Origin of the sequence: Streptomyces sp. NPDC091377 (genome assembly GCF_044757045.1) — a bacterium.
Lineage (GTDB): Bacteria > Actinomycetota > Actinomycetes > Streptomycetales > Streptomycetaceae > Streptomyces.
The window spans coordinates 71,880-84,696 of sequence record NZ_JBIVUE010000018.1; the positions used below are offsets into that span (position 1 = coordinate 71,880).

A 12,817-nucleotide genomic window follows, 5' to 3' on the forward strand; every position below is an offset into this window, starting at 1 on the left:
CGTGGCGCCGCTTCAGCGTCGCCCGGGCGCCGCCTCAGCGGCCGAGCGCGCGGCGGCCACGGCCCTGGGAGAGGACCGGGAGATTGCGGGAGGGCGCCTGCGCGCGGGTGTCCTCCTCGATGCGCAGGGCGAGCGCCGGACAGCGCCGCACCGCGCGCTGGGCCTTCGCCTCCGCGAAGCGCGGCACCTTGGCCTGGGCGACGGTCGGGAAACCGTCGGCGCCGAGTTCGAAGACCTCCGGGAGGATGTCCGCGCACAGGCCGTGACCCCGGCACAGCGTCCAGTCGACGTGGATCTTCTGCCGGCTGGCGCCGCCCTCCTCGCCCCCGCCGCCCAGGACGCCGGCCGCCGTGGCCGGGCCGCCCTCGAAGAGCGGCAGAACGCCCTGCACGGGCCGTCCGCAGCCGTTCCCGAGCACATGCGCGGCCAGGTCGTCGGTGAACGCCTTGAGGGTCGACTCCAGGAACATCGCGGAGCCGTCCGGGTGCGAGCACGCGCCCCGCCGCTTCACGTTCCTGGCGACCTGCTTCACCGCCTCCAGGGCGGCCGGGCCGCCGCCGTTCAGGATGTCCTCCAGGCCGCGCGCGGCGGCGGGCAGCCCGAGGTAGCAGGGCCCGCACTGGCCCGCGCTCTCCTCGGCCAGCCACTGGGCGACCCGCAGCGACTCGCCCAGCGGACAGGTCTCCTGGCCGATCGGCAGGATCGCCCCCGCGCCCAGTGAACCGCCCACCGCGTCCAGCGAGTTGCGCGAGACGATCGCCTCGTCGACGGTGGCCGCGTCGATCCACTTGCCGTGGTAGCCGCCGGTCAGCACCCCCTGCGGGACGGGCGGGGCGCCCGCGAGCTGAAGGACGTAGCGCAGGGGCACTCCGGTGGGGACCTCGATCACCATGGGGCGGGCGACCGCGCCGGAGACCGTCAGCAGGACGGTGCCGGGCTCGTCGTAGAGACCGGTGTTGCCGTAGCGCTCGGGGCCGATGCGGGCGGCGATCGCCAGCTGGGCGAAGGTCTCGGCGTTGGACAGCAGTGTGGGCGCGCCGCCGACGCCGCTCTGGGAGGCGCTGATCTTGCGGCCGGGCGGGATCGCCGGGCCGCCGTCGATCGAGCGGATCAGGGAGGCCGCCGCGCCGGTGACCATCCGTACCGGGTTGCGCTGCACCCGCGCGCGGAGGGCGGAGCGGCGCCCGTTGCTCAGGCCGCGTTCGGCGAGGGCGGCCTCCATGGAGCGCTGGGTGGACTCCCGGGTGACCCCCACCACGAGCGTGCGGGCACCGAGGGCCTCGGCGCACAGCAGGGCGCCGTCCAGGATGAGATGCGGGGCCCGGTTGATGAGCACCGTGTCCTTGCGGCACGCCGGTTCGTCCTCGCTGCCGTTGACGACGACGACCGGGCGTACGCCGCGCTTGATCGCCGACTCGGCGACCGCGCGCAGCTTCTTGTGGAAGGGGAAGCCCGCGCCGCCGCGGCCCTTGAGACGGATGTTCTCGGCGAGCTTGGCGAGCTGCTCGCCGCCGAGCGGGTCGAGCGGGCCGTGCACCTTGAGGTGCATCGGCAGATCGAGTCGTTCGACAAGGTCGAAGCCCGACGTGAGCTGGGGGAGCCCGACGACGCGGACCTCTGGGACGTCGGGCAGGGCCTCGTTCACCTGATGCCTCCGGAAGGCGTCGTCCAGGGTTCGCCCGAAGCCGGCCCCTCGAAGTCGTAGGGACCGGGTGTGAATTCAGTGGCGGGACCGCTGTTGTACGTGTCATCCGGGAGGTACGTGCCGTACGGGGGGTTCGACTCACCGGTGTCGTACAGATCACTTCCGGCGACGGTGTCCCCGGTCCGGTACGCGTCCTGGACCTCGTACGGGTCGCGGCTCCCGTAGGCGTCGCGGGTCTCGTACGTGTCGCGGGTCTCGTACACGTCCTGTGGGACGTACGGATCCTGCGGCCCGTACACGTCCTGTGGCCCGTGCACGTCCTGTGGTCGGTAGAGGTCCTGTGGTCGGTAGAGGTCCTGCGGTCCGTGCGGAGCCTGTGGTCCGTGCGGAGCCGGAGCCTGTGCCGGGTACCCGTCTTGTGTCACGTACCCGTTCGATGGGCCGAGGTCCCGCTCGCTGTACACGGGGACGGTGTGGCCGGTGTCCTGGAGGGGGTCGTACGCCGACGGGGGTGCCTCGCCGACCGGCGGCGGGGAGGGGATCGGCCAGGCGCCCGACGTGGAGCCGCCGGTGTCCGCGCGGGGGAGGGAGTCGGTGAGCCCGAAGTCCCCGGGCGCGGGGGAACCGGCCGCGAAGGAGCGCCGCCCGGCGCGCCCCGTCCGGGACACCGCCCGGTAGGCCGCGGCGAAGCCGCTGGTGGATTCCCCGGCGCCCGCGCGCGCGGGAGGCTCGTACGAGGGGGTTGTCCGGCGTGTCGCGTCCGTCGTCCTCCGCGGCTCGGGGCCGGGCAGCGGCGCGGACTCGCCGCCCCGCGCGCGGGCGGCCTCCAGCTCCTCGCGGACGGACCGGTCGGGGCCTCCGAGGAACGCGGCGAGCCGGTCGGCGACCTTGCGCTTGAGCGGGCGGGGCGCGGCGCGCAGGGCCAGCGCGCCCATGACACCGGCCAGGGAGAGGCCGTACAGGAAGACGAAGAACGGCTTGGCCTCGCGGCCCGCGTACAGCCCGTGCACCAGGGCCGCGCACCAGGCGGGGTAGGCCAGCATGTGCATCGCGCGCCAGCGGGCGGCGACCGGGGCGGGGGAGGCGAAGGCGCCGCGCAGGGCGCCGGTGACGCCCACGAAGACCAGGAGCAGCCCGGCCAGGGAGCCGAGACCGACGAGCCCGCCGGTGCTGGTGAAGCCCAGCGAGAACGGGATCACCGCCGCGATCAGCTCGGTGTGGCCGAGCACGATCTTGGTGGTGAGGTGCAGCAGCAGGAACGCGATCGCCGCGACCGCCATGGTCCGGTGCACCGCCTGGCCGATGATCCGCTGGCGCGCGTTGAGGAAGATCCGGTCCTGGGCGACCAGGCCCCAGATCACCGAGGCGCTGAGGCACACCAGCGAGAGTACGCCCGCGGTGAAGTCCAGGAACTCGCGGAAGGTGTCCCCGCCGATCAGCACGATCACGGGTATCAGGATCAGGACGGCAGCGGACGCCGCCCCGTAGGCCGACCGGCCCGGTCGGGGAAGCGAACGGGTACTACGTGGAGGGTTCATGGGGGCAACTCCGAGCAGTTCGGGTAAGCGGTCCCGCTGCCGCACTCTAAGTGGCGCCCTACGGATCGAAAGGAGGTTTGAGTTATTGCGTTGTTATCAAGGGATGATGTGATCGTCGCGATGCCCTTTAGTGGCCCTTACGCGAAGTAACCATTGAACTTCGTTCAGCTTCGGGTGTCCGGGGCGGCGAGCCTGAAGTCCGGTACGGCCCGCTCAAGGGCTGCGGTACCCTGGCGCCATGCGTGCCGTACGCCTTCTGCTTAGCCGGCCGCGCTGATCAGTCCCGGGCCACCGGTCGAGACCGTGGCCGGAATCAGCGCGGCGTCCCCTCCTGTGCGAGGGGATTTTTCGTTTCCCGGAACACCTCGGGACGACCCGGGGCCGGGACGGTCCGGAATCCGGGACGACTCGGGACCCTGGTGGACCTGGGCTCGGGGCGACTCGGGACCCGGGACGGCTCGGGGCTCGGGTGGACCTGGGCTTGGGACGGCTCGGACCCGGGACGGCTCGGGGCTCCGGTGGACCCGGGCTCGGGACGGCTCGGACCCGGGACGGCTCGGAATGACGCAGCCGTAGGCAGAGACGATCGATGGAGCTTTGAGGACCATGAGCGAGACGAACCCCGCTGCCGCCGCCGACACGGTCGCGCCGCACCGCTACACGGCGGCGACGGCCGCCGACATCGAGGCACGCTGGCAGGACTTCTGGGACACCGAGGGCACCTACGAGACACCCAACCCGAGCGGTGACCTGGCGGGCGACCCGGCCAGGGTCGCCAAGCCCAAGAAGTTCTTCATGGACATGTTCCCGTACCCCTCCGGCGCGGGCCTGCACGTCGGTCACCCGCTGGGCTACATCGCCACCGACGTCTACGCCCGCTTCCACCGGATGACCGGCCACAACGTCCTGTACACCCTGGGCTTCGACGCGTTCGGCCTGCCCGCCGAGCAGTACGCCGTGCAGACCGGCACGCACCCGCGCGTGTCCACCGAGGCCAACATCAAGAACATGCGCGCCCAACTGCGCCGGCTGGGCCTGGGCCACGACAAGCGCCGCTCGTTCACCACGATCGACCCGGCCTACTACAAGTGGACCCAGTGGATCTTCCTGCAGATCTTCAACTCCTGGTACGACGACGAGGCGGACAAGGCCCGGCCGGTCTCCGAGCTGATCGCCCAGTTCGAGAGCGGCGAGCGCGCCGTCCCCGGTGACCCCGGCCGTACCTGGACCGCGCTGAGCGCCGCCGAGCGTGCCGAGGTGCTGAGCGGGTACCGCCTGGCCTACGCCTCCGACGCGCCGGTCAACTGGTGCCCCGGCCTGGGCACCGTCCTGGCCAACGAGGAGGTCACCGCCGACGGCCGCTCCGAGCGCGGCAACTTCCCCGTCTTCAAGGCCAAGCTGCGCCAGTGGAACATGCGCATCACCGCCTACGCCGACCGGCTGCTGAACGACCTGGACGGGCTGGACTGGCCCGACGCCATCAAGCTGGCCCAGCGCAACTGGATCGGCCGCTCCGAGGGCGCGCGCGTCGAGTTCCCGATCGACGGCGAGCACATCACCGTCTTCACCACCCGTCAGGACACCCTGTTCGGCGCCACCTACATGGTGCTGGCGCCCGAGCACCCGCTGGTCGAGAAGTTCACCCCGGACACCTGGCCCGAGGGCACGCGCCCGGCCTGGACCGCCGGCCACGACACGCCCGCCGAGGCCGTCGCCGCCTACCGCGCGCAGGCCGGTTCCAAGTCCGACGTGGAGCGCCAGACCGAGGCCAAGGACAAGACCGGCGTCTTCACCGGCGCGTACGCCACCAACCCGGTCAACGGCGAGAAGATCCCGGTCTTCATCGCCGACTACGTCCTGATGGGCTACGGCACCGGCGCGATCATGGCCGTGCCCGCCCACGACAGCCGTGACTTCGCCTTCGCACGCGCCTTCGAGCTGCCCGTGCGCTGTGTCGTCGAGCCGTCGGACGGCCGCGGCACCGACGCGTCGACCTGGGACGACGCCTTCTCCTCGTACGACGCCGCGATCGTCAACTCCGCGGGTGAGGACATCTCCCTGGACGGCCTGGGCGTCGCCGACGCCAAGGCGCGCATCACCGAGTGGCTGGCCCGCAAGGGCATCGGCGAGGGCACCGTCAACTACCGGCTGCGCGACTGGCTGTTCAGCCGCCAGCGCTACTGGGGCGAGCCCTTCCCGATCGTCTACGACGAGGAGGGCACCGCCCACGCGCTGCCCGAGTCGATGCTGCCGCTGGAACTGCCCGAGGTCGACGACTACTCGCCGCGCACCTTCGACCCGGACGACGCCGACACCCAGCCCGAGACACCGCTGTCGCGCAACGAGGAATGGGTCCACGTCACCCTGGACCTGGGCGACGGGCCGAAGAAGTACCGCCGCGAGACCAACACCATGCCCAACTGGGCCGGTTCCTGCTGGTACGAGCTGCGCTACCTGGACCCGCACAACTCCGAGCGGATGGTCGACCCGGAGATCGAGAGCTACTGGATGGGCCCGCGCGCGGGCATGCCGCACGGCGGCGTCGACCTGTACGTGGGCGGCCAGGAACACGCCGTGCTGCATCTGCTGTACGCGCGCTTCTGGTCCAAGGTGCTGCACGACCTGGGCCATGTCTCCTCCGTCGAGCCGTTCCACCGGCTGTTCAACCAGGGCATGATCCAGGCGTACGTCTACCGCGACAGCCGGGGCATCGCCGTACCGGCCGCCGAGGTGGAGGAGCGCGACGGCGCCTACTACTACCAGGGCGAGCGGGTCACCCGGCTGCTGGGCAAGATGGGCAAATCCCTGAAGAACGCCGTCACCCCGGACGAGATCTTCACCGAGTACGGTGCCGACACGCTGCGGCTGTACGAGATGGCGATGGGCCCGCTGGATGTGTCGCGGCCCTGGGACACGCGCGCGGTCGTCGGCCAGTTCCGGCTGCTCCAGCGGCTGTGGCGCAACATCGTCGACGAGGAGACCGGCGAGGTCACCGTCGTGGACACCGAGCCCGGCGTGGACACCCTGCGGGCGCTGCACAAGGCGATCGACGGGGTGCGCGCAGACCTGGAGGGGCTGCGGTTCAACACGGCCATCGCCAAGATCACCGAGCTGAACAACCATCTGACCAAGGAGTACGGGGGTGGCTCCGCCGGTTCTTCGGGGGCCGCGTCCGCCGGGGCCGGGGCCGGGGCTGTGTCCGCATCCGGGGCCGCGTCCGAGGGCGGCGCCGTCGGGCGTCGGGCCGGGAGCGCGGTGCCGCGGTCGGTCGCCGAGACGCTGGTGCTGCTGGTCGCCCCGCTGGCCCCGCACGTCGCCGAGGAACTGTGGCGCAGGCTGGGCCACACCGACACCGTCGTGTACCGAGAGTTCCCGGTCGCCGACCCGGCGTACGTCGTGGACGAGACCGTGACCTGCGTCGTGCAGATCAAGGGCAAGGTCCGGGCGCGGCTGGAGGTGGCGCCGGCCATCGCGGACGACGAGCTGGAGAAGCTGGCACTGGCTGACGAGAAGGTCGTGGCCGCGCTGGACGGGGCCGGGATCCGCAAGGTCATCGTGCGGGCGCCGAAGCTGGTGAACATCGTTCCGGCCTGAGGGACGGGTGCGGCCTTCCTGAGGGACGGGCGCGGCCTCCCTGAGGGACAGGCGCGGGCTTTCTGAGGGACGGGTGCGGGTTTCCTGAGGGACGGGTGCGGGTTTCCTGAGGGACGTGGGCTTTTTGGTGGTGGGGGGGGCGGGCGGCTGGCGCCGCGCCGTCCTCCGTCCGTCCGTCCCCATACGGGACGGGTCCGGACCCCTACGGGACACGTTCGGGACCACTACGGGCAGGTTCGGGGTTCCCCTGGAACTCCCGGCCTGCTCGTAGCGTTTACGGTGGAAGAGAGGCGCGGCGTGGGCCGCGGACGGTTGGAGGAGTGTCGTGGAAGCAGTGATCGCAGTGGTGGCCCTGCTCTTCGTGCTCTTTCTGGCCGTCGGCGTCTGGGCCTCGGTGAAGGTGGTCGGTGCCGCCAAGCGCGGAGTGGACCGTACGGTCGCGCAGGCCCGCCGCTCGGTCGAGGACCACACCCTGCGCGCGAAGTCCTTCGCCCAGCCCGGCCCCGTCGGTGAGATTGCCCAGCTCCGGCTGAAGCTGCGGACGTCGATGCGTGCCACGCAGGACGCGCTGCACGCGGGCGTGGCGGAGGACGCGTCGCTCAAGGAGTCCCTCGCCCTCTTCGAGCGCCTCAGCGCCCATGGCCACGAGCTGGACGCCGAACTGCGCCGCCTGGAGTCCGACCCCGACAAGCGCACCCTCGCCGATCGGCTGCCCTCCCTGCGTGAGCGCACCGAGCGCGTCACCGACGCGGCCGACTCCCTGCGCTGGGCGGCCCGTGACCGCGCCCGCCGCTTCGCCGAGGACGACCTGGACTCGCTGAGCACCCAGATCGACATGGAGGCCGGCGCGCTGCGCCACTGGGACGCGGCGACGCCCGAATCCCCCACGACGGCCACCGCGTCCGGTGCCTCCCGTCCGTCCACCACCCCGCCCCCGTGGCCGGAGGCGCCCGCCGCCGGGGCCGACGGCCAGACCTGGCCCGACGACGAGGCCCGTCCCCGTACGCCGGAGGAACCGGCGCGCCCCGCGATCACCCCGCCCACCCCGGCACCCACCTACCCCTGGCAGAAGACGACCCGCCCCGAGAACACCACCTGATCCCGCCCGCCCCGCCCGAGGTCCCCCGGGCCGGGCTGCCGCCGGGGCGCTACGCCAGGTAACCTCCAGCTCATGTCCCGCCATGTCGCGATCGTCACCGATTCAACGGCCTACCTGCCGCCCCGGACGATGGAACGCCATGGCATCACCGCCGTGCCCCTGACCGTGGTGCTCGGCGACCGGGCGCTCGAAGAGGGCACCGAGATCTCGACCCGCTCACTGGCCCAGGCGCTTCAGAAGCGACGCCCCGTCACCACCTCACGGCCGAGCCCGCAACTTTTCGCGGAGACGTACCGCAGGGTCGCCGAGTCCGGCGCGACCGGCATCGTCTCCCTCCATCTCTCCGCCGAACTCTCGGGCACCTACGACGCCGCGGTGGTGGCGGCCCGTGAAGCGCCCGTGCCGGTACGGGTGGTGGACACCGGGATGATCGCGATGGCGCTCGGCTTCTGCGCCTTGGAGGCGGCCGAGACCGCGGAGGCGGGCGGCACGGTGGACGAGGCGGTCGCGGCGGCGGAGAAACGCGCGGCCGGTACGTCCGCCTACTTCTACGTCGACACCCTCGACTATCTGCGCCGGGGCGGCCGGATCGGCGCGGCCCAGGCCCTGCTCGGCTCCGCGCTGGCCGTGAAGCCGCTGCTGCAACTCCAGGGCGGCCGGATCGAACCGCTGGAGAAGGTCCGTACAGCGTCCAAGGCCATCGCCCGGCTGGAGGAGTTGGCCGCGGAACGGGCCGGCGCCGGGCAGGTCGACCTGGCCGTGCATCACCTCTCCGCCCCCGACCGGGCGTCGGCGCTCGCGGACCGGCTGCGGGAGCGGGTGCCGGGGATCGCGGATCTGCATGTGAGCGAGGTGGGGGCGGTGATCGGGGCGCACACCGGGCCCGGGCTGCTGGGGGTCGTGGTCTCCCCTCGGTGAGACCGCGCGATTCCCTGCGAGTTTTCCGGTGAGGCCGATGATTCCTGTCTCCGGTGATTCCTGTCTCCGGCGGCTGTGGACAACGGCCCGGGATGGGGGTTCGTTCACTCGTGCGGGTGGCGGAGTTATCCACAATCGGGGTGTGATCCACGGAAATTGAGCAAGATCATCGCGGATCGGTGAAGTGATCCATGCTCGCCGTATGGCACTTCGATCACGTACACGCACAGGGTCCGCCACCAGTGGTCCGGGCCGTCGTCCGGGCTCCGACAGCCGCGGCCGGGACCGTCGTTCGCCGGTTCGGCTCAGCGCCCGGGGCCGGGTCCGGCGGCGTCGGCACGCCTCGGCGCAGGAGTTGAGGCGGCGGGCCGAGCTGATCCTCGGGACGACGACGGTCGTGGAGGAGGCGGGGGTGGGGCCGCCGCCTCCGAGGGCGCGGGGCGAGGGCGCGGCTGACGGCTCTGACGGCTCTGCCGGTTCAGTCCGCCTTGCGGACCCCGAAGAGTCGGACGGTGAGCGCTCCGCCGGCTTGGACGGGCGTCGGCGGTGGCGGGTTCCGCCGGGTCTGCGGGAGCGCATGCCGGTGTGGTTGCAGGCCCGGGTGGGGCTGGAGCGCCGGAGTGTCGTGGCGCTGACGGTGGTGCTGGTGGTGGCGGCCGGGTTCGCCGTGCATCACTTCTGGACCGGGCGGCCGGAGACCGTGCGGGCCCCGGAGGTGGTGGCGGCCCCTCTTGAGCAGGAAGAACCGGGGCCCGGTGCGGCGGCGTCGCAGCCGGCTTCGGCAGCGGCGGACGGGCCGTCGGGCGGTGGCGGCACGACGGGCGCGGTCGTCGTGGTCGATGTGGGCGGCAAGGTGCGGGAGCCCGGTGTACGTCGGCTTCCCGCGGGCTCCCGGGTCGAGGACGCGTTACGGGCGGCGGGTGGAGTACGGCCCGGGACGAAGCTGGACGGGCTCAACCGGGCCCGGGTCCTGGTGGACGGTGAGCAGGTCGTGGTCGGTGGGGCGCCGACCGGGTCGGCTCCCGGCAGCCCCGACAGCGTGGGTGCGGGTGCGGGTGCGGTCGGGGGCGGAGGCGTGGCCGGTGCGGTGCCGGCCGGTCCGATCTCGCTCAACACGGCCACGCTCGATCAGCTCGACACCCTGCCCGGGGTCGGTCCCGTACTGGCGCGGCACATCGTGGAGTACCGCACCGAGCACGGCGGATTCCGGTCGGTGGACGAACTGCGGGATGTCAACGGCATCGGTGACCGCCGGTTCGCGGATCTGCGGGAACTGGTCCGGCTATGGACGGGGGCGGAGACAGAGGCGGGTGGGAGTGCGGGTGCGGAGGCGGGGCGGCCCGCCGTGCACGCCGGCTCCGCGGGGCGGCGGGGGGCCGCGCATCCCCGGCAGGAGGGGCCGACGGATCTGCGGCTCGTGCCGCCGGCGCTGGCGGCCTGGGGGACCGCGGCCCTACTGCTGGGCGCCGCACCGACCTGGGTGGCCGGGATGGCGGCGGTGTGCGTCATGGGTGCGGGCCTGCTGCTCCTGCCCTGGCGGCGGGCCGGGTGGCGGGGGCTCAGGTGGACGGTCGTCGCCGTACTGCTCTGTGGCGCGGCTGCCGCCGCGTCGGCCGGGCTGCACGGGGCGGATGTGCGCAGAGGGCCGGTGCCTGAGCTGGCGGGGCGGTTCGCGACGGTGACGGCCGAGGTGGAGCTGACGGCCGATCCCCGGCTGTCGAGGCCGCCGGTCGGCGGTGATCGCCCGTTTCCCGCGTCGGTGCTGGTCCATGCCGAGGTGACACGGGTGGAGACGGCGGGCGGAAGAGCGGTGGGGACGCGGACGCCGGTGCTGCTGATCGTGGACTCGGGGGCGCGGGGCGACTCCGCGACGGGGGACCCGGCCCGTTCGCCGTGGCTCGGTCTGCTGCCTTCGACGCGGGTACGGGTGACCGGGCGGCTGGCGCCGGTGACGGCGGGGGACGGGCGGATCGCGGCACTGCTGCGGGTGCGGGACGCCGAGCCGCCCGAGGTGGTGGGGGAGCCTTCGGCGGTCCAGCGGTTCGCGGGGCGACTGCGGGCCGGGCTGCGGGAGGCGACCGACGGGCTGCCCGCCGACGCCCGCGCGCTGCTGCCGGGGCTGGTGGTCGGGGACACCTCGCGGATCACCCCGGAGCTGGACGAGGCGTTCAAGGAGACCGATCTGGCCCATCTGTTGGCGGTGTCCGGCAGCAATCTCACGATCATCCTGGCGTTGTTGCTGGGACCGCCGGGTCTGGCGCAGCGGGCGGAGCGGCGCGGGGTCGCGCCCAGGGTCGGCATCTCCCTGCGGTCGACGGCGGTGCTGGGCGGGGTGTTGACGCTGGCGTTCGTCGTGGTGTGCCGGCCGGATCCGAGTGTGCTGCGGGCGGCGGCGTGCGGCTCCGTGGTGCTGCTCGCGCTGGCCACCGGGCGCCGCAGATCGCTGATCCCGGCGCTGGCGACGGCCGTACTGCTGCTGGTGCTGTACGACCCCTGGCTGGCCCGGAGCTATGGCTTCGTGCTGTCCGTGCTGGCGACGGGGGCGCTGCTCACGCTCGCGCCGGGGTGGAGTGCGGGGTTGCGGCGGCGGGGAGTCCCGCCGAGGCTCGCCGAGGCGCTGGCGGCGGCGGGGGCGGCCCAGGCGGTGTGCGCGCCGGTCGTGGCGGTGCTGTCGGCCCGGGTGAGTCTGGTGGCGGTGCCCTGCAATCTGCTGGCGGAGTTCGCGGTGGCGCCGGCCACGGTGCTCGGCTTCGCGGCGCTGGCGGCGGCCCCGGTGGTGATGCCGGTGGCCGAGGCGCTGGCGTGGTGCGCGGGCTGGCCGACCGGCTGGATCGCGGATGTCGCGCGGGCCGGGGCGGCGCTGCCCGGAGCGGGGGTGGACTGGCCGGGGAGTTGGACGGGGGCGGTGCTGCTGGGCCTGGTGACGGTGGGAGTGCCGGCCGTCGGACGGCGGTTGCTCGCCCGGCCGTGGCTGTGCGGGGTGTGCGCGTTGGCGCTGACGCTGGTCGTGGTGCAGCCGCCTCCGCTGACCCGGGTGATCACGGGCTGGCCGCCGCCGGGGTGGCGGATGGTGCTGTGCGATGTGGGTCAGGGGGACGCGGCCGTGCTGGCGGCGGGGGAGGGCACGGGGGTGGTGGTGGACGCGGGGCCGGATCCGCGGCGGGTGGACCGGTGTCTGCGCACGCTGGGCATCAGCCGGGTCCCGCTGGTCGTGCTGACCCACTTCCACGCGGATCATGTGGCGGGCCTGCCGGGGGTGTTGCGGGGGAGAGCGGTGGGTGCGATCGAGACGACGGGGTTCGAGGAACCGGTCGATCAGGTGGGCTTCGTCCGCAGGGAGGCGGCGGCTCGCGGGGTGCCGGTACGGCGGGCGGTCGCGGGGGAGGAACGCGCGAGCGGCGGCGGGCTGAGGTGGCGGGTGCTGTGGCCGCCGGGACCGTCGGGGCCCCCGGGGCCGCGTCCGGAGGGGGCGAACGACGCGAGTGTGACGCTGCTCGTCCGTTCGGCCGGGCTGCGGATGCTGCTGCTGGGGGATCTGGAACCCCCGTCACAGCAGGCCCTGTTGAGAACGTCGGCGGCGGCGCTGCTGGGCGGGGTGGATGTGCTGAAAGTGGCCCATCACGGCTCGGCCTACCAGGAACCACGGCTGTTGCGGACGGTGTCGCCCAGGCTGGCGCTGATCTCGTGCGGGAAGGGCAACTCGTACGGGCATCCGGCGCCCAGTACGGTCGCGGCGCTGCGGGCGACGGGTGCGCTGGTGAAGCGGACGGACCGGGACGGGGCGCTGGCGGTGACGCGCGAGGCCGGAAGACCAGGAGTCACGGGAGCCACAGGAGCCATGCGGGTCATGGGTACGGGTACGGGTACGGGTGGCACGGTGGGAGGTGTGGGTGGGGGCGGCTGACGGGGCCCGTGAAGGGGGCAAAGCGGGATGCACGGGGCCAGTCATGCGTAGTGCCAGCACATCTGTCGGATTCCTCTGATGTAGTCCCGTGTTGCCTCGAAAGCCTCATCGGTGATCGA

6 protein-coding genes and 1 pseudogene are annotated in these 12,817 nt (G+C 73.0%); 5 read left to right on the forward strand and 2 right to left on the reverse strand.

Translation table 11 applies throughout. The features are described 5' to 3' along the window. Positions 1–34: 34 nt before the first annotated feature. Both ACIQNG_RS30945 and ACIQNG_RS30950 read right to left on the reverse strand, forming a co-directional pair. Complete coding sequence (locus tag ACIQNG_RS30945; protein ID WP_401430444.1) at positions 35–1,645, reverse strand: NADH-ubiquinone oxidoreductase-F iron-sulfur binding region domain-containing protein; 1,611 nt, start codon at positions 1,643–1,645, stop codon at positions 35–37. Continuing rightward, complete coding sequence (locus tag ACIQNG_RS30950; RefSeq protein ID WP_401489566.1) at positions 1,642–3,093, reverse strand: cytochrome b/b6 domain-containing protein; 1,452 nt, start codon at positions 3,091–3,093, stop codon at positions 1,642–1,644. The genes ACIQNG_RS30945 and ACIQNG_RS30950 overlap by 4 nt, the downstream gene beginning before the upstream one ends. A 696-nt stretch (positions 3,094–3,789) precedes the next feature. Here ACIQNG_RS30950 and leuS point away from each other — a divergent pair. From leuS to ACIQNG_RS30975, 5 genes and pseudogenes are all read left to right on the forward strand, one after another. After that, a complete protein-coding gene (leuS, locus tag ACIQNG_RS30955) occupies positions 3,790–6,777 on the forward strand; it encodes a leucine--tRNA ligase (RefSeq protein ID WP_401489568.1) in 2,988 nt (995 codons plus the stop codon). A gap of 325 nt (positions 6,778–7,102) precedes the next feature. Continuing rightward, a complete protein-coding gene (locus ACIQNG_RS30960) occupies positions 7,103–7,876 on the forward strand; it encodes a hypothetical protein (protein WP_401489570.1) in 774 nt (257 codons plus the stop codon). A gap of 72 nt (positions 7,877–7,948) precedes the next feature. Next, a complete protein-coding gene (locus ACIQNG_RS30965; protein ID WP_401430436.1) occupies positions 7,949–8,794 on the forward strand; it encodes a DegV family protein in 846 nt (281 codons plus the stop codon). A 577-nt stretch (positions 8,795–9,371) separates the two neighbouring features. Continuing rightward, positions 9,372–10,064 (forward strand): annotated as a pseudogene (locus ACIQNG_RS30970) (ComEA family DNA-binding protein); the annotation flags it as partial. A gap of 75 nt (positions 10,065–10,139) precedes the next feature. Continuing rightward, positions 10,140–12,698 (forward strand): ComEC/Rec2 family competence protein, encoded by a 2,559-nt coding sequence (locus ACIQNG_RS30975; protein WP_401489666.1) that lies wholly within the window; start codon positions 10,140–10,142, stop codon positions 12,696–12,698. Positions 12,699–12,817: the final 119 nt, after the last annotated feature.